Genomic DNA, 18307 nt, shown 5'->3' with positions numbered 1-18307 from the left:
CCGGGAGCGCCCCGTGACCCCCGATCCGGGGCGCTCCCACCCACCCGCACGACTCGCCCTGCCGGCTCACCACCACGGGAGGCTTCGATGCCCCGCTACCGTCCGCACGTGGCGGCGCGCCCGTCGTGGCGCTGCCGGGTCTGCGGCGCCGCGTGGCCCTGCTCGCCGGCTCGCCTGGCACTGCTCGGCGAATACCGGGAGAACCCGTCTACTCATCTACCTTGCCACGCTGCTCGACGAGGCGACCGGGGACCTCACCGACGCCGACCCGCTGACCGACCGCTTCCTCACCTGGGCCAGGGCCCGTACGACCTGACCAGATCTTGACAGTTCCGTCAGCAGAGGACGGAAACTGTCCAAGATCTACGAGTTGACCCGCCGAGCCTCGGTCAGTCGACCAGGGTGCGGCCGGTCAGGTGCAGGAAGACGTCCTCCAGGCTGCTGCGGCGCACCAGCACGTTGGCCGGCTGCAACCCCAGAGCGGCCACCTGCGTGACCGCCGCGTCGCCGTCGGGCACGTAGAGCAGCACCCGGTCGGGCAGCACCTCGACCCGCTCCCCCAGCCCGTCGAGCTTGCCGGCGAACGGCTCCTGCGACTCGGCGGCGAACCGCAGCTCGACCACCTCGCGGGTGGAGTGTCGCTCGATCAGTGCCCGCGGTGAGCCCTCGGCGACGATCCGCCCCCCGTCCATCACCACCAGCCGGTCGCAGAGCTGCTCGGCCTCGTCCATGTAGTGCGTGGTGAGCACCAGCGTGACGCCCTGCTGCTTGAGCCGGAACAGGCGCTCCCACACCAGGTGCCGGGCCTGCGGGTCGAGCCCGGTGGTCGGCTCGTCGAGCAGCACGATCTCCGGATCGTTGACCAGGGCGCGGGCGATGGTCAGCCGACGCTTCATCCCGCCGGAGAGCGGCTCCACCTTGCTGTCGGCCCGCTCGGTGAGCTGGACGAAGTCGAGCAGCTCGGCGGCCCGGTCCCGGGCGGCCCGGCGGGAGATGCCGAAGTAGCGGGCGTAGACGACCAGATTTTCCCGGACGGTCAGCTCCGGGTCGAGATTGTCCAGTTGGGGGCAGACCCCGAGGCGGGCCCGAATCGCCGACCCGTCGGCCACCGGGTCCATGCCCAGGATGCGCAGCTCGCCCCCGCTGGGTGGCGAGATGCAGCCGACCATCCGCATGGTGGAGGACTTGCCCGCGCCGTTCGGCCCGAGAAAACCGAACGCCTCACCCGACTGCACCTCGACGTCGATGCCGTTCACGGCGGTGAAGTCGCCGAACCGCTTCACCAGCCCGCGCGCCTGAATCAGTGGTCGCCCCGGAGTCACCGCCCGACCCTAACCGCCGGGTCCGACACCCCTCCACGCAAATACGCGCCCACCCGACCAGCCGTACGGCCCCAAGGATCGTGCGGTCGGAAGCGAAACGCCGATCAATGCCGCACCGTACCCGCCAATCGACAGGTATCGTCCCCTTGTGTCGCCCATCAGCGCGCCCGATGGTTCGTCGCCACCCGTCCGACCAGCCAACTCTCCCGCCGACGGGCCTGCCAGGAGCGCCGTCGACGAAGCCACCACGAGCCTCGGCGACGAGCCACCCCGACCACGCCCGCCGGCCGAGCCCACCGGACCAGCCGAGCCCACCGGACCAGCCGAGGCAGCAGGACCAGCCGAGGCAGCAGGACCGGCCGAGGCCGCACGACCCGACGAGCCCACCGGACCGGCCCAGCCCACCGGACCGGCCCAGCCCACCGGACCCGACGAGCCGACCGGACCAGCCGAGCCGACCGCACCGGTCAAGGCCGCAGGACCCGACCAGCCCACCGGACCGGCCGAGCTGGCGACCCGGGACCTGGCCGCCCAGTTCGAGGACGAGAAGCCCGGCCGGGCATTGTCCGGACCGGCGAGCCTGCTCCTCGGCGTGGCGGCGGTGGCGGTCGGCGCGCTGGCCCTGTGGCAGGTGTTCCGCCCGCTGTCGCAGGGCAGCAAGTATTACCTGATCATCTTTCTGGCCGGCGTGCTCCCACTGGTCTTCCTCGCCTACCCGGCCGACCTCCCGCGATGGGCCCGGCTGCCCATCCCGCGACAACGCGGCGACAGGGGCACCGGCACCGGCCGCCCCCGGCTGACCGGGTCGACCCGGCCCACCGCCACCGACTGGGTCCTGGCCGCGCTGACCGTGGCGGCCTGCCTCTATCCCGTCCTGCCGTTCCCGATCGGCACGGGGGGCGGCGGCTACAACGCCTTCCTCGACCGGCAGGGCCTGCTCGCGCCGACGGACCTGGTGCTCGGCACCGTGCTGCTGCTCCTGCTGCTGGAGGCGTGCCGGCGCACCACCGGCTGGATCCTGCCGGCGGTCTGCCTGCTGTTTCTCGGTTACGGCTACTACGGCGGGTTGTTGCCGCAGTCCTGGCCGGTCGCGCACGCCGGGCTCGACTTCAGCCAACTGGTGGACGCGTTCTACAACTCCGACAGCGGTTTCTACGGCACCCCGCTGGACGTGGCCGCCTCGTACATCGTGCTCTTCACCATCTACGGCGCGGCGCTGGAGCTCTCCGGGGCCGGGCGGTTCTTCGTCGAGCTGTCGGCAGCGGCGTTCCGGCGCTCCCGTACCGCAGCCGGTCGGACGGCGGTGGCCTCGGGTTTCCTGCTCGGCACCGTCTCCGGCTCCGGCGCGGCGACGACGGTGAGCATCGGCGCGGTCACCTGGCCGCTGCTGCGCCGCGCCGGCTACCCCCCGGAACGGGCCGGCGGCATGCTGGCCGCGGCCGGGGTGGGTGCGATCCTCTCCCCGCCCACCCTGGGCGCGGCGGCGTTCATCATCGCCGAGTACCTGGGTGTCTCGTACCTCCAGGTGCTGGGCTGGGCGACGCTGCCGACGGTGCTCTACTACCTGGGCATCCTGCTCGCCGTGGAGATCGACGCCCGCCGTTCCGGGGTACGCCCGGTCGCGCTCGACGTGACCTCCCCCTGGCGGCTGCTGGGCCGGTTCGGCTACCACTTCGCCTCGCTGGTCGCGATCATCGTGTTCCTGGCGGTGGGCGTCTCCGCGACGCGGGCGGTCGTCTTCGCCATCGTCCTCACCGTCGTCCTGTCGTACCTGGATCGCGCGCACCGGCTCACCCCGGCCCGGCTGGTGACCGCGCTGGTCACCGGCGTACGCGGGGTGCTGGCGGTCACCGCCGTCTGCGCCGCCGCCGGCATCATCACGGCGACCACCACGAAGACCGGCCTCGGGCCGCAGGCGGCGGCGCTGCTGATCGGCGGGGCGGAGGCGGCCACCTCGGACCCGACGCTGGTCCTGGTGCTCACGGCGCTGCTCGCCGCCGTCGCCCTCAGCCTGCTGGGCCTGGCCGTGCCGGTCACCGCCTCGTTCGTGATCGGCTGGGTGATCGTCGGCCCGGCCCTGCTCGACCTGGGCGTGACCGCGCCCGCCGCGGCGATGTTCGTCTTCTACTTCGCGGTGCTGTCCGAGGTGTCCCCACCGACCGCGCTCGCCGCGGTGGCCGCCGCCGCGGTCACCGGCGGTCGGCTGGTGCCGACCATGTGGCAGACCCTGCGGTACGCGCTGCCGGCCTACCTGACCCCGATCGCCTTCGTCATCACGCCGGCCGGGCTCGGCCTGCTCGGCATCGGCGGCGTCCAGCGGATCGCCTTCGCCGCCGTGGTCACCGCGCTCAGCGTGGCGGTGCTCGCCGTCGCCGCCGGTGGTTGGCTGCCCGGCGTGGGGCCGGCCGGCGTCCCGGAGCGGGTGCTCGGCGCCCTCGCCGGCGTCACAGTGCTCTGGCTCGAACCCGTGCCGGTCGCCCTCGGCGCGACGCTGGCGACCGTGGCGGCGGCCGGTGTGTTCCTGCGAAACCGATCCGCCGCCCGACAATCGTCCAATCCCGTGGAGGAGAAACTGTGAGACGAATCGACGTACGGCTGGCGGCGGGACTGAGCGTGCTCGCCCTCGTCACGGGCTGCGGAGGTCAGCAGGGCGGGGCGGCCACCGACGACACGGCCAGCGAGGTCACCTGCGAGGTCACCAAGGAGACCCGGGTTGGCATCGCCACCGGCAACGCGACAGGCGTCTACTACGTGGTCGGCAACGCCCTGGCCGGGCAGCTGTCCGGGGCGACCGGCGGCAAGCTCACCGGCACCGCCGCCGAGACCGGCGCCTCGGTGCAGAACGTCGAGCAGCTGGTCAGCGGCCAGTACGACGTGGCGTTCTCGCTCTTCGACACTGCGGTCAACGCGGTCGAGGGCAGGGGCAGCTTCACCGCACCCCAGCCGGTGCAGGCGCTGGCCCGGATCTACGACAACTACACGCAGGTAGTGGTCCGCAAGGACGCAGGGATCACCTCGGTAGCCGGCATGCGCGGCAAACGGATCTCCACCGGTTCCCCGAAGTCCGGCACCGAGGTGATCGCGAACCGGCTGCTGGAGGCCGCCGGCCTCGACCCGGCCACTGACGTCCGGGCGCAGCGACTCGACCTCACCAAGACGGTCGAGGGCATCAAGGACGGCAGCGTCGACGGGTTCTTCTGGTCCGGTGGCCTGCCCACCGGTGGTCTGACCGACCTGTTCACCACCGCCGGTGACACTGTGACGTTCGTCGACATCGCGCCGCTGCTGCCGAAGATGACCGCGTTGAGCCCCGCCTACCAGGCCGGGACGATCAGCCGGGACGCGTACCGGACAGCGACCGACACCCCGACCATCGTCGTACCCAATGTGTTGCTGGTCCGTAGGGACCTGGACGCCAACGTCGCGTGCGCGATCACCCGGACGGTGTTCGACAAGCGGGACACGCTGGCCCGCGCGAACCCGGCGGCCCGGGGGATCTCGCTGGAGACCGCCCGGAAAACCGAGCCGGTGCCGTTGCATCGGGGCGCCCAGAAGGCGCTTGAGGATCTCGGCGCGAACTGACCCGGCCGGTCAGCCCTCGGCCGGCGCGGTGGCGGCGCGGGCCGCGCCGACCAACTGGTCGGTCTCGACCAGCAGGGCCTCGTCGTCGGTCGGGGTGCCGGGGTCGAGTCGGACCGTCCAGGTGAGACCGTCGACCCCGGCCACGCGGCGGGCCGCGACGCGCGCCGCGCCGCCGGACACCGGGTGGTGCTGGGTGTACGCGACCGAGCGGGTCACCCGCGCCCGCACCTGGTGCGGCAGCTCGCCCGGGTCGAGCAGGAGGTATGTCTCGGCCGGCCGTCGGCGACCACCGCGTAGCCGTCCCGCTCGACGACGGGCTCGGCCGGGGTGACTGTCAACTCCCTACCGGACCAGACCGCCTTGAGGATGGTGTGCCAGCCGAGCCGGTGCCCTCGGCCGGGCAGCCACAGCCCGAGGTTGGTGGCGACCACCACGCCGTCGCCCTCGCCGTTGCCGGCCGCCGCCCACGCCAGCACCCGCTCGTCGGCGGTCAACGGCGGTCGGTCGGCCGGTGGCAGCTTCGGCTTGCGGCTGAACAGTCCCATCTAGAGGCCTCCCGCGGCCTGCTCGCGCAGCGCCCGGGCGTGCTGCTCCAGGGAGAGCAGCTCACCGAAGGCGGCGAAGTAGTCGTCCTTGTTGTTGACCGGGTTGATCCGCTGGATCCGTGACTTGAGGTCGCGGATGCGGGCGGTCACCGACCCGAACTGCACCCGGGCCATCGTGATCGACACGTAGCGTGGGTCCGGTTCGCCGTCGATCCGCAGCGGTTCCACGGCCAACTCACCGACCAGCGCCGCCGCGGCCAGGTCCTCGCAGGCGTCGCGGACCGACTCGATCCAGACCGCGCCGCCGGTCGCCGACGCCGCACCACCGGCCGCCGCGAGGGCCGTACGCACCGCGACGTGCACCGGGTGGCGGTACTCGCTGGCCTCGACCGCGTCGAACATCGGCCCGGCCAGGACCGGCTGCTGGAGGGCGAGCTTCAGTGCCTCCCGCTCGACCATCGACTGCGGGCTGTCCACGGCCGGCTCGGGCGCAGCCGGGCCGGGCCGGGCGGCGTCGCGGGTGCCGGGCGGCGGGGTGTTGGCGGCGGCGAGCACCGCCCGCTGCACCGGCTCGATCTCCATGCCGAGGTCCATGGCGAGCTTGCGGACGTACTCCGGGCGCTTCTCCCGGTCCTTGAGTCGCGCGACCAGGGGCGCGGCGTGCCGCATCGCCTCGACCCGGCCGTCGACGGTGTCCAGGTCGAAGCGGCCGATCACGTGTCGCAGCGCGAAGTCGACGAGCGGCTCGCGACGGGCGACCAGGTCACGCACCGCCAGGTCACCCTTGGCCAGTCGCAGGTCGCACGGGTCCATGTTGTCCGGGCTGACGGCGATGAACGTACGCCCGACGAAGCGCTGGTCGTCCTCGAAGGCGCGCAGCGCGGCCTTCTGACCGGCGGCGTCGCCGTCGAAGGTGAAGATGATCTCGCCGGCCACCTCGTCGCTGTCGAACAGCAGCCGACGCAGGACCGCGATGTGGTCCGCGGCGAAGGCGGTGCCGCAGGTCGCCACCGCCGTGGTCACCCCGGCCAGGTGGCAGGCCATCACGTCGGTGTAACCCTCGACGATCACCGCCCGCCCCTGCTTGGCGATGTCCCGCTTGGCCTGGTCGATGCCGTAGAGCACGTGCGACTTCTTGTAGATCGGCGTCTCGGGGGTGTTCAGGTACTTCGGGCCGTCGTCGTCGTCGAAGAGTTTGCGCGCGCCGAAGCCGATCACGTCACCGGCGAGGTCGCGGATCGGCCAGAGCAGCCGGCGGCGGAACCTGTCGATCAGGCTGCCGGAGCGGGCCTCCCGGGACAGCCCGGCGGTGACCAGTTCCTGGTGGGTGAAGCCCTGCTGGCGCAGGTGCTTGGTGAGCAGGTCCCAACCGTCGGGCGCGAAGCCGCAGCCGTAGCGTTCGGCGGCGGCCCGGTCGAAGCCCCGTCGGGCCAGGAACTCCCGGGCCGGCCGGGCACCGGCGGTGCCGAGCTGCGCCCGGTAGAACTCGACCGCGGCGGCGTGCGCGGCGACCAGGCGCTGCCGTTGGCCCTGCTGCGGGCGGGGGCGCGGGGCGCCCCTGTCGTCCTCGATGTAGCGCAGCTGGATGCCGGCGCGGCCGGCCAGCCGCTCGACGGACTCCACGAAGCTGAGGTGGTCGGCGTCCATCAGGAACTTGATCGCGTCGCCGCCGGCTCCGCAGCCGAAGCAGTACCAGACGTTGCGGGCCGGCGAGACGTTGAACGACGGACTCTTCTCGTCGTGGAACGGGCACAGGCCCTTGAGGTTGCCGCCGCCGGCGGACTTCAGGGTGACCGTCTCGGAGATCACATCCCCGATCGAGGTGCGTTCCCGGACCAGCGCGATGTCCTCGTCCCGGATCCGCCCAGCCATGCGCCACCCCCTCGCCGTACATCCTGCCCTGCCGGACCGACGACACGCCGGCCGGGGGACGCCGGTGTGGCGACCACCGCTGCCGGCTGGGCGGTTCCGGCCCGCGAGCCGGGTCCGCGCGGGGACCATGACCAGATGCGCCGGGTACGGACCCAAGCCCCCCGCCTGCCGAGATGGTTGGCCGACCTGGTCGGGCTACCCGATCAGGCCCCGGGTGCGGACGAGGCCGGACATCGCCACGCCACCTGGCTGGAACTCTTCCTCGACCTCATCTTCGTGTACGCGCTGGCGGCGGTGGTGGCTCGGCTGGGTAACGAGCCGAGCCCGTCGCCGAGGGCGGTGCTGGCCGTGATCGGACTCTTCGTGGTGATCCAGTGGGCCTGGATCGGGCAGGTCTACTACGACACCCGGTTCGATCCGGACGACGCGCTGCACCGGGTGCTGGTGCTGGTCGCGTTGGTCGGCGCGGGCGCGATGACGCTCGGGGTCGACGAGGTGCCGGAGAGCGTGCTGCTGCCGGTCGGCTACCTGATCGTGCGGGGCGTGCTGCTCCTGCTGTACCTGCGCGCCCGGCCGACCAGCGCGAGCGCGCACATGGTCACGACGGTCTATCTGATCGGCTTCGGGTCGGGTTGGCTGATCTGGTTGGCGTCGCTGACCGCACCCACCGAGCTGCGCCCGGTGCTGTGGATCGTCGCGATGACCATCGAGCTGGCCACGCCCTGGGTCGGCGTGCGCTGGCTGAACCGCTGGCCGGTGGACAACCGGCACCTGCCGGAACGGATCGGGCAGTTCACCATCATCGTGCTGGGTAGCGCGTTGGCCAGCCTGCTCTTCGCCGTGCCGGACCATCCCTCGCCGCACATGATCCTCACCGCGGCGCTGGCCTTCCTGATTCCGGCGGCCGTCTGGTGGGTCTACACCACCTTCGTCACCACCCGCCTGACCCAGCGCCGACTGCGCGGCGGGCAGGCATACAGCTACCTGCACATTCCGCTCGGCGGCGCGCTGTTGCTGCTCGGCTGGGCGCTCGGGCAGGTGGTCCGGCTGGTCGACGCGGACGCGCCCCGGCTGCCGCTGGAGCTGCGGCTGCTGCTGGGCGCGTCGATAGTGACCTGGACGGCGTGCGGCCTCGCGTTGTACTGGCTGTGGACCCGGCCGAGCGCCGCGAGGTTGGCGATCGCCGCCTACGGGGTGGTCTCGGCCTGCGTGATCACCACAACCGTGCACCGACCGAGGCTGATGCTGTCGCTGCTCGCCGCGGCGGTCGTCGGGTACGCGGTGCTGCTCAGCCGACGACTCGCCCGGACCGGCGGGGAAGGCCGCACCCCCGAGGGGTGAGGGACCTCAGGCGGCCACCGACCCCTGGCCGGCGTTCTCCTCCTCGGCCACCACCTGCCGGTTCCAGTCGGCCTTGGTGGAGCGCCAGCCCTCGTCGTCCATGCCGCGCCGCCAGTAACCGGAGATCGAGAGCTGACCCACGGGTACGCCCCGCTCGCCGCGCAGCAGCCGACGCAGGTCCCGGACGAAGGCGGCCTCGCCGTGTACGAAGGCGTGCACCTGACCGGCCGGGAACTCCAACCCGCGCACCGCCTCGACCAGCGCCTCGCCCACCGGGCGTGCGCCGCGATGCAGCCAGGTCAGGGTGACCGCTCCCGGGCTGGGCAGCTTCTGTTCGTCCGCCGGGTCGGCGATCTCCACGAAGACGTGCGCCGGTGCGCCCAGCGGCAGCCGTTCCAGGGCGGCGGCGATCGCCGGCAGGGCGCTCTCGTCACCGACCAGCAGGTGCCAGTCCGCGTCCGGGCGCGGGGCGTACGCGCCGCCGGGGCCGACGAAGTGCACCGGGTCACCGGGGCGTAACGCGGCGGCCCACGGGCCGGCCAACCCCTCGTCGCCGTGGTGCACCACGTCCACGGTCAGCTCGCCGGCCAGTGGGTCCCAGCGCCGCACCGTGTAGGCCCGCAGCCGGGGCCACTGCTCGCGGGGCAGGTCCCGGCGGATCGCGGCGAGGTCCAACGGCTGCGGGTAGGCGACACCGGGCTGCGGGAACACCACCTTGATGTAGTGATCGGTGAACTCCCCCACCGGCAGGCCGGCCAGCTCCTCGCCGCCGAGGACGAGCCGGATCAGGTGCGGGGTGGGCCGCTCGGTGCGCAGCACCCGGGCCGAGGTGACGTTCCTGGAGCGTTCCGTCATAAAGGTTAGGTTAGCCTAAGTTGGCTCGGCGTCAATCGGCGCTGCAACTTTCCCCACCAGGCGAGCGTGCCAGGCCATCGCCGCCGGATCGCTGAGCGAGGCGACCTGGTCGATCACCACCCGAAGTCTGGCCGCGTCGTCCGGTGCGGCCCGGCACAGCGCGGCGAAGATCGGGTCGAGCCCGTCCGGCGCCCGTCGGACCAGTGCGGCGACCAACTCGGCCAACATCGTCCGCTGCCGCTCGTAGCGGCCCCGGAAGCCGCTGCGGCGCATCACGTACCGCAGCGCGATGCCCTTGAGCAGGGCGCACTGTGCCCGGACCAGTCTTGGCACCACCAGATCGGCGCCGTAACGGCGGTGCGGACCGGGGCCGAAGCGCTCCTCCGTGGCGGCGACCGCCGCGGACACGAACCGCCCGGTCACCCCGCTGGTGGTGGCCTTCAACGCGACCTGCGCGCGATGACTGCCGTCGTAGCCGGCGAGCGGGGCGAGCAGCGGGCCGGCCAGCAGCTCGACCAGCACCTCGGCCAGGTCGGTAGCGGACTCCCCGGAGTAGGCGGCGGCCACGTCGGCACAGAGTGCGGCCCGCTCGTCGGCGTCGGTGAGCAGCGGCTGCAGCGTGACGTAACCGCCGTGGATGCCGTCCTCCACGTCGTGCACCGAGTACGCGACGTCGTCGGCCCAGTCCATCACCTGCGCCTCGAGACAACGCCGATCGCCGGGGGCGTCGGCGCGGATCCAGTCGAAGACGGCCCGGTCGTCGGCGTACACCCCGAACTTGCGCTCCCCCGGGCGACGCGGCCAGGGGTACTTGCCGATCGCGTCGAGCGACGCCCGGGTCAGGTTCAGCCCGGCGGACGAGCCGTCCGGGGCGAGCACCTTCGCCTCCAGTCGGGTCAGCACCCGCAGCGTCTGCGCGTTGCCCTCGAAGCCGCCGCACGGGGTGGCGAGCAGATCCAGGGCCGCCTCACCGTTGTGCCCGAACGGCGGGTGCCCGAGGTCATGGGCGAGCCCGGCGACGTCCACCACGTCCGGGTCGCAACCCAACCGGGCACCCATCTCGCGGGCGATCTGGGCCACCTCCAGCGAGTGGGTCAGCCGGGTACGCAGGAAGTCGTCGGTGCCGGCGGTGTGCACCTGGGTCTTGGTGGCCAGTCGACGGAACGCCGCCGAGTGCAGCACCCGGGCCCGGTCCCGCTCGTACGGTGACCGGCGGTGCCCGGTGTCCTTCGGTGGCTCCTCGACCAGCCGCTCCTCCGGGTTACTGCTCACGCAGCCGCCATTGCTCGCGACCGCGGGGCTCGCAAACCCGGCTCACTCCTCGCGCTCACAAGGTCTTTGCTGTTCGCGACTGCGGGGCTCGCAAAACCGGCTCACTCCTCACGCTCACGGAGGACGCAGAACTCGTTGCCCTCCGGGTCGGCGAGCACCGTCCACTCGACGTCGCCCTGGCCGATGTCGACGTGCCGGGCGCCCATGTCGACCAGCCGCTCCACCTCGGCCTCCCGGTCGGCGGGACGCAGGTCGAGGTGCAGGCGGTTCTTGCGCTCCTTGCCGTCGGCCACCGGCACGAAGACCAGACCGGGCAGGCGGTCGACGGACTGGCGGATCTCCACCTCGTCCGGTTTCTCGGTGACGACCTGATAGCCGAGCGCCTCGGCCCACCAACGGGCCAGCCGGGCCGGATCGCGGGCATCGACAGTCAGGCTCTCCCAGACGCTGGTCATGCAGTCACCCTTCCCGTTCGACGGCGGACGCAATCGGCCGTGTGCGAGCGAGCCAAGATTACGCCCGGCGCCGCCACCCGACCCGCCGACGACGCATCGACGTCGGCTCACCACCACCGATCGACCCTCAGTTGTCGACCGATCGCGATAGGTTACCGGCTCGCGGCTTGGCCACCGGGTGGCCGACACCGTCCGGCGGGGTGAGTTCCGGGAGTCGGTCGCTCGTGGTTGGACACTCGCGGCCCCGGCCCCGGCGTCGCTGCTGTTCCGGAGCCACACGCCCTGCTTGCCGTGCGTACCCCGATGGCGACCCTGCCGGCGCAGGTGCTCGTCCCGACCCACCTGGCGTCGCCCGCCGAGCTGAGCACCGGCGGCGGCCGGCTGACCGGACCGCCGCCGACGCCCGTCAGCGGCTGTCCGACCCGCCGCTCTCCACGACCGCCCGCCCGGCCTCCAGCCGGGCCACCGGCACCCGGAACGGTGAGCAGGAGACGTAGTCCAGGCCGACCTCGTGGAAGAAGTGCACCGAGTCCGGGTCGCCACCGTGCTCACCGCAGACGCCGAGCTTCAGCCCGGGTCGGCCGCCCGGCCCTCCTCGGCGGCGATCCGCACCAGCCGGCCGACACCGTCGCGGTCGATCGACTCGAACGGCGAGATGCCGAAGATGCCCAGCTCCAGGTAACGCCAGAAGAACGCGCCCTCGACGTCGTCCCGGGAGAAGCCCCAACCCATCTGGGTCAGGTCGTTGGTGCCGAAGGAGAAGAACTCCGCCGCCTCGGCGATCTGCCCGGCGGTCAGCGCCGCCCGAGGCACCTCGATCATGGTGCCGATCAGCACCTCGACCCCGCTGTCCCCGACCACGTCCGCGATGATCCGCTCGGCCTCGGCGCGGACCGTCTCCAGCTCCTGCACGGCCCCGACCAGCGGCACCATGATCTCCGGTTTCGCCACGCCGCCGCCGCGCGCGCAGCTCACCGCCGCCTCGGCGATGGCCCGGACCTGCATCGCGAACAGACCGGGGATGACCAGGCCGAGGCGGACGCCCCGCAACCCGAGCATCGGGTTCTCCTCGTGCATCCGCCGGACGGCGGCGAGCAGCGCCTCCTCCTTGGCCACGTCCTCGCCGCGCTCCTGGGCCACCGCCACGTTGACGGCGAGTTGCTCCAGCGGCGGCAGGAACTCGTGCAGCGGCGGGTCGATCAGCCGGACGGTGACCGGCAGGCCGTCCATCTCGCGGAAGATCTCCTCGAAGTCGGCGCGCTGCAACGGCAGCAGCGCCGCCAGCGCCGCCTCCCGCTCACCCTCGGCGCGGGCCAGGATCAGCCGCTCGACCAGCTCCCGCCGGTCGCCGAGGAACATGTGCTCGGTGCGGCACAGCCCGATGCCCTCGGCGCCGAAGCGCCGGGCCCGGGCGGCGTCCGCACCCGTGTCGGCGTTCGTGCGGACCGCGAGCCGCCGCTTTCCGTCGGCGTGCGTCATGATCCGGTGTACGGCCCGGACCAGCGCGTTGTCGACGTGCTCGGGGTCGAGGCTGCCCTCGAAGTACTGCACCACCTCCGACGGCATGACCGGCACCTCGCCGAGGTAGACCTTGCCGGTGGTGCCGTCGATGGAGACGACGTCGCCCTCGTTGACGGTCTGCCCGGCCACGACGAACCGCTTCGCCGGCACGTTCACGTCGATCTCGTCGGCGCCGGAGACGCAGGTCTTGCCCATCCCCCGGGCCACCACGGCGGCGTGGCTGGTCTTGCCGCCGCGCGAGGTGAGGATGCCCTTGGCGGCGATCATGCCGTTCAGGTCGTCCGGGTTGGTCTCCCGACGCACCAGGATCACCGACTTGCCTTCGGCGGCCAGCTCGACGGCCCGCGCGGAGGTGAAGACCACTGTGCCGGACGCCGCGCCGGGCGAGGCGCCGATGCCAGTGGCGACCGGCTCGAACTCGTGGTCGAGCTGGAAGCGGGGGAACATCAGCTGCGCCAGTTGGGCGCCGTTGACCCGGTGCAGCGCCTCGTCGAGGTCGATCAGGCCCTCGTCGACGAGCTGCCCGGCGATGACGAACGCGGCGGCGGCGGTGCGCTTGCCGACCCGGGTCTGCAACATCCAGAGCTTGCCGCGTTCGATGGTGAACTCGATGTCGCAGAGGTCCTTGTAGTGCTCCTCCAGCCGGGCCATGATGCCGAGCAGTTCGTCGTAGGAGGTCTTGTCGAGCTGCTCCAACTCCTGCAACGGCACCGTGTTGCGGATGCCGGCGACGACGTCCTCACCCTGGGCGTTGGCCAGGTAGTCGCCGTAGATGCCCTGGGCGCCACTGGCCGGGTCGCGGGTGAACGCGACCCCGGTGCCGGAGTCGGGGCCCAGGTTGCCGAAGACCATTGTCACCACGTTGACCGCGGTGCCGAGGTCGGCCGGGATCCGCTCCTGGCGACGGTAGAGCACCGCGCGCTCGGCGTTCCACGACTCGAAGACGGCGCGGATGGCCAGGTCGAGCTGCTCGCGTGGTTGCTGAGGAAACTCCCGGCCGGTGTGCTTCAGGAAGATCTTCTTGTACGCGTCGACCAGCCCGCGCAGGTCGTCGGCGTCCAGATCCAGGTCGTTGTGGGTGCCCTTGGCGCTCTTGGTCTCGTCGAGCGCGTGCTCGAACTCCTCGCCGGGCACCTCGCAGACGGTCTTGCCGAACATCTGGATGAGCCGCCGGTAGGAGTCCCAGGCGAACCTGTCGTTGCCGCCGGCCTGTGCGGAGAGCCCGACCACGCTCTGGTCGTTGAGACCGACGTTGAGGACGGTCTCCATCATGCCGGGCATGGAGAACTTGGCACCGGAACGGACGGACACCAGCAGTGGGTCCGCCGGGTCACCGAGGCGCTTGCCCATCGCGCGTTCCAGTGACTCCAGGTGCGCCTCGATCTGACCGGCGAGCCCGTCGGGCTCCCGTCCCGTCGCGAGATACGCCTGGCAGGCCTCGGTGGTGATGGTGAAGCCGGGCGGGACGGGCAGGCCGAGGTTCGTCATCTCGGCGAGGTTGGCCCCCTTGCCGCCGAGCAGGTCCTTGAGGTCCTTGTTGCCTTCGGAGAAGTCATAGACGTACTTGTGATCGACGGTCTCTTGCGCTGCCACCAGAGCCTCCACAACACACGCGCCGGATGGACACTTAACGAAGGTTCAGTTTTCTTCTTCCCCGGAGCGGACCACCGGTAATCCCGGGGTCGACGCCGATCGGTGGGCGAAGGTTAAGCGACTATCGAGGGACCTGGGACCGTTCGGTGACAATTGGCACAGCCATCACGACTATCCGTGTTCGTACCGGTTTTTGGGAACGCTTCCACGAGCACCATCACGCATCCCGGCCAGGCGTCGTACGCTTGACGGCACGCCAGCCGGTGAACCTCACTTTTGCCATAACCGACGCGAATACACCCCCCGGAGTCGCCGCCGTGTCGACCATCCCCTCCCCCAGCCCCGCCGCCACCCCGTTGCCGACGGGGGAGCCGAGCGCGGCCACGCTGGCGCGGGCTGCCGAGCGGACCGCCGGCCGACTGCTCGCGCCGTCCGCCCCGCACCGACTGGCCGACGTCGTGCCAGCCCCACAGCGGGTCGAACCCGGCCCGGTCGAGGCCTGGGTGCTGCCCTCGGAAGCGGTAGTCGTGGCCAGCGCCGACCCGGCCGCGCTGGCGGTCGCCGAACAGCTCGCCGAGCTGCTGCGCCCGGCCACCGGGTACCCGCTGCCGGTCACCGACGCCACCGCCCCGGAGCCCGCCGGCGGCATCGCGCTGCTGCTGGACGACACCGCCGACCTCGGCGCGGAGGGCTACCGGCTCGACATCAACACCGACGGCGTACGCCTCACCGCCAGCACCGCCGCCGGCCTCTTCTACGGCGTGCAGACGCTGCGCCAACTGCTGCCGGCGACGATCGAGAGCGCGGTCCCGGTCAGCGAGCGCTGGGCGCTCCCTGGCGGGACCATCATTGACGCGCCCCGGTTCCCGTACCGGGGGGCGATGCTCGACGTCGCGCGGCACTTCTTCGCGGTCGAGGACGTGCTGCGGATGATCGACCACCTGGCCCGCTACAAGCTCAACCACCTGCACCTGCACCTCACCGACGACCAGGGCTGGCGGATCACCGTCGACTCCTGGCCGAAGCTGACCACCATCGGCGGGGCGACCGAGGTCGGCGACGGCCCCGGCGGGCACTACACGAAGGCCGACTACGCCCGGATCGTCGCCTACGCGGCCGCCCGACACATCACCGTCGTCCCCGAGATCGACCTCCCCGGGCACACCAACTCGGCGCTGGTCGCGTACCCGCAACTGGCACCGGACAAGATCGCGCCGCCGCCGTACACCGGCACCGAGGTCGGCTTCAGCTACGTCGACCCCGCCGACGACCGGACGTACGACTTCATCACCGACGTGTTGGGCGAGGTGGCCGCGCTCACCCCCGGGCCGTGGCTGCACATCGGCGGCGACGAGGCGTTCAAGGTGAAGGGCGAGACGTACACCGGCTTCGTCGAGCGGGTCCAGCGCATCGTGGCCGACCTCGGCAAGACGGTCGTCGGCTGGCACCAGCTCGCCCCGGCCGCCCATCTCGACGGGCGGGTCCTGCAATGGTGGGGCACGAACGGCGAAGACCCCACCACGGCCGACGCCGTACGCCGGGGCGCCCGCCTGATCCTCTCCCCCGGCAACCACGCCTACCTGGACATGAAGTACGCCCCGGACACCCCGATCGGGCACGACTGGGCCGGCCTGATCGACGTGCGGAAGGCATACGACTGGGATCCGGGCAGCCACGTGGCCGACGTACCCACCACGGCCGTCCTCGGCGTGGAGGCCCCGCTCTGGACCGAATCGGTCACCTCGCTGACCGACATCGAGCTCCTGCTCCTGCCCCGCCTCCCGGCCATCGCCGAGCTGGGCTGGTCCCCCCGCGAGACCCACGACTGGGCGGGCTTCCGCGACCGCCTGGCCGGGCAGGGCCCACGCTTGGCGGCGGCCGGGATCACCTTCCACCGCGCGCCCGAGATCCCCTGGCCGACCACGCCAACCATCCCTGGCCAGCGCCCGGCGCCCCAGGCCGACACCGCCCCCCGCTGACAGAGGACGCACCCGCCCCAGACCGTCCACCCGGACGGTCACCCGTCCCCAGACACCCGCCCGCGGGGCCGGCCGGAACGATCGCCGGCAACACATCCGGACGGGAGCGGGACTGACCGGGACGTTCGGCGTGATCGACTCGGGTTCCTTGATGTCGGGGCATCCCTCGCGCGGGGATACCCGCGATTTCCTCGGAACCGAGGTCGATCACTGCGATGCGCCGGCGACACATCCGGGGCCGGAGTGGGTCCGGGCGGGACGGTTGACGTGATCCGACTCGGGTTCCTTGATGTCGGGGCATCCCTCGCGCGGGGATACCGCGATTTCCTGGAACCCGAGTCGATCACCCCGGTGGGTTGCCGTGCCGGCCAGTCCGGCTGGGGTGTTTGTCTGGTTTGGTGGTCGTCGTCGGGTGGTCGGGGCCACCCGGGCCGCGGAATCCGGGCCGGCCCGGGGTCGTTATACCTGGCACGCCACCGCGACTCGCGGGTCATGGCGCGGGGCAGCCGCCGGGAACACCCACCCGGCCACCCCGGTTACACCACCCCGGAGCCCGAACCGCGGCCTACGCCGCCCGGGAACACCGGCTAGGTGTGCTGTCCAGGGAGGTTGGTCGAGATTGTGTGACGACACGATCTGATGTCGTAGGTGGGTGAAGGCCTCCGGTTGTGGAGTGGAGCTGTCTAGGAACCGCTCCGGCAACCAGGAGGCCTTCGTGCTCCACCGTAATGCTGCTTTGACTCCTCGCGCGCGTCTGCGGCTGGCGCGTCTGATCATCGACGAACGCTGGCCGGTCGCCCGGGCTGCCCAGCGCTATGACGTGTCCTGGCGCACAGCGAAACGATGGGCCCAGCGTTACGCCGAGCAGGGTGAGGCCGGGATGCAGGACCGCTCGTCACGCCCGCATCACAGCCCGGCCCGGACACCACGGCCGGTGGTCCGCAAGATCGTGCATCTGCGGTGGAAACAGCGACTGGGCCCAGTGCAGATCGGCGGGCGGCTCGGTATACCGGCCTCGACCGTGCATGCGGTCCTGACCCGCTGCCGGCTCAGCCGGCTCAGCCATCTCGACCGGGTCACCGGCGAACCCGTCCGGCGTTACGAACACGACCGGCCCGGGGCAATGCTGCACGTCGACGTTACCAAGTACGGCAGCATTCCTGACGGCGGCGGCTGGCGCTACGTCGGCCGGGTCCAGGGCCGACGCAACCGTGAGGCCACAGCCGGACGCACCGGTGCCCGCAGCAAAACCTACGAACCGCAGATCGGTACCGCGTTCGTGCATACCGTCATCGACGACCACTCCCGCGTCGCCTACGCCGAGATCCGCGATGACGAGAAAGCCGCGACCGCGATCGACGTGCTGCGCAACGCCGTCGCCTGGTTCGCCGTCCGGGGCGTCACCGTCGAACGCGTGCTGTCGGACAACGGCTCGGCCTACAAATCCTTCGCCTGGCGTGACGCCTGCACCGAGCTCGGCATCCGGCCGAAGAAGACCCGCCCCTACCGGCCCCAGACCAACGGCAAGGTCGAGCGTTTCCACCGCACCCTGACCGACGGCTGGGCCATCGCCCGCTTCTACAACAGCGAACAAGCCCGCAGGAAGGCCCTACCGGCCTTCCTGCATCACTACAATCATCATCGGCCTCACTCAGCCATCGGTGGCCTACCACCCATCACCAGGTTGACCAACGTCTCTGGACAGCACAGCTTAGGCCACCCCGGTTACACCCCCGGAGCCCGCACCCCCGGCACCGGCCGGGACCCCCGAGGGAATGCACCCCGGCCGGGCACCGTTACACCCCGTCCCGACGCCGGCCCGACCAAGGGCGCCGGGCCCAGGAACTTCCCGCACGGCCACCCCCGTTGCCGTCGCGGATCCCCCAATGCAGAGGAGCACGCCATCATGCGTACCGATCTGATCCGTAAGACCGCCCTGACCGCCGCTGGCCTCGCGTTCACCGGCGGCG

The 18307-nt window shown here is 71.7% G+C and carries 9 protein-coding genes and 3 pseudogenes; 5 read left to right on the top strand and 7 right to left on the bottom strand.

Annotated elements, in window-relative coordinates; genetic code table 11:
- Positions 1-389: 389 nt before the first annotated feature.
- The gene (locus JM949_RS13385) at positions 390-1322 is read right to left on the bottom strand and encodes an ABC transporter ATP-binding protein (RefSeq protein WP_203148831.1); all 933 of its coding nucleotides are present in this window, start codon (positions 1320-1322) and stop codon (positions 390-392) included.
- A 148-nt stretch (positions 1323-1470) separates the two neighbouring features.
- Between JM949_RS13385 and JM949_RS13380 the strand changes: the two genes are divergently transcribed.
- Both JM949_RS13380 and JM949_RS13375 read left to right on the top strand, forming a co-directional pair.
- Positions 1471-3900, top strand: a complete 2430-nt coding sequence (locus JM949_RS13380; RefSeq protein ID WP_203148830.1) for a TRAP transporter permease — start codon at positions 1471-1473, stop codon at positions 3898-3900.
- On the top strand, positions 3897-4904 hold the full coding sequence (locus JM949_RS13375; protein ID WP_203148829.1) for a TAXI family TRAP transporter solute-binding subunit: 1008 nt from the start codon (positions 3897-3899) through the stop codon (positions 4902-4904). Before JM949_RS13380 ends, JM949_RS13375 begins: the two co-directional genes overlap by 4 nt.
- A 9-nt stretch (positions 4905-4913) precedes the next feature.
- Here JM949_RS13375 and JM949_RS13370 read toward each other — a convergent pair.
- Together JM949_RS13370 and dnaG are read right to left on the bottom strand one after the other, a co-directional pair.
- Positions 4914-5449 (bottom strand): annotated as a pseudogene (locus JM949_RS13370) (hypothetical protein).
- Positions 5450-7321 (bottom strand): DNA primase, encoded by a 1872-nt coding sequence (dnaG, locus tag JM949_RS13365; protein WP_203148828.1) that lies wholly within the window; start codon positions 7319-7321, stop codon positions 5450-5452. It lies immediately after the preceding pseudogene.
- A 135-nt stretch (positions 7322-7456) separates the two neighbouring features.
- On the opposite strand from dnaG, the gene JM949_RS13360 reads away from it, so the two are divergent.
- The gene (locus tag JM949_RS13360) at positions 7457-8662 is read left to right on the top strand and encodes a low temperature requirement protein A (protein ID WP_203148827.1); all 1206 of its coding nucleotides are present in this window, start codon (positions 7457-7459) and stop codon (positions 8660-8662) included.
- A gap of 6 nt (positions 8663-8668) precedes the next feature.
- Here JM949_RS13360 and JM949_RS13355 read toward each other — a convergent pair whose 3' ends face one another.
- From JM949_RS13355 to ppdK, 4 genes and pseudogenes are all read right to left on the bottom strand, one after another.
- A complete protein-coding gene (locus tag JM949_RS13355) occupies positions 8669-9517 on the bottom strand; it encodes a siderophore-interacting protein (protein WP_203148826.1) in 849 nt (282 codons plus the stop codon).
- A gap of 15 nt (positions 9518-9532) precedes the next feature.
- A complete protein-coding gene (locus JM949_RS13350; protein ID WP_203148825.1) occupies positions 9533-10789 on the bottom strand; it encodes a deoxyguanosinetriphosphate triphosphohydrolase in 1257 nt (418 codons plus the stop codon).
- 101 nt (positions 10790-10890) lie between these two features.
- The gene (locus tag JM949_RS13345; protein ID WP_203148823.1) at positions 10891-11244 is read right to left on the bottom strand and encodes a VOC family protein; all 354 of its coding nucleotides are present in this window, start codon (positions 11242-11244) and stop codon (positions 10891-10893) included.
- A gap of 406 nt (positions 11245-11650) precedes the next feature.
- Positions 11651-14358: pseudogene (gene ppdK / locus JM949_RS13340) on the bottom strand (pyruvate, phosphate dikinase).
- Between the two features lie 317 nt (positions 14359-14675).
- Between ppdK and JM949_RS13335 the strand changes: the two are divergent.
- Both JM949_RS13335 and JM949_RS13330 read left to right on the top strand, forming a co-directional pair.
- A complete protein-coding gene (locus JM949_RS13335) occupies positions 14676-16337 on the top strand; it encodes a beta-N-acetylhexosaminidase (protein WP_203148822.1) in 1662 nt (553 codons plus the stop codon).
- Positions 16338-17052: 715 nt separating this feature from the next.
- Positions 17053-18048 (top strand): annotated as a pseudogene (locus JM949_RS13330) (IS481 family transposase); the annotation flags it as partial.
- Positions 18049-18307: the final 259 nt, after the last annotated feature.

Source organism: Micromonospora tarensis, assembly GCF_016803395.1.
In the GTDB taxonomy this organism is placed as follows: Bacteria; Actinomycetota; Actinomycetes; order Mycobacteriales; family Micromonosporaceae; genus Micromonospora; species Micromonospora tarensis.
Note: the sequence above shows the minus strand (reverse complement) of the source record. Positions and strands in the feature narration are given on the sequence as shown.

Excerpts from the sequence above, each read along its gene's own strand:
- dnaG (WP_203148828.1), bottom strand. The coding sequence starts at position 7,321 with ATGGCTGGGCGGATCCGGGACGAGGACATCGCGCTGGTCCGGGAACGC.
- JM949_RS13360 (WP_203148827.1), top strand. The coding sequence starts at position 7,457 with ATGCGCCGGGTACGGACCCAAGCCCCCCGCCTGCCGAGATGGTTGGCC.
- JM949_RS13355 (WP_203148826.1), bottom strand. The coding sequence starts at position 9,517 with ATGACGGAACGCTCCAGGAACGTCACCTCGGCCCGGGTGCTGCGCACC.
- JM949_RS13345 (WP_203148823.1), bottom strand. The coding sequence starts at position 11,244 with ATGACCAGCGTCTGGGAGAGCCTGACTGTCGATGCCCGCGATCCGGCC.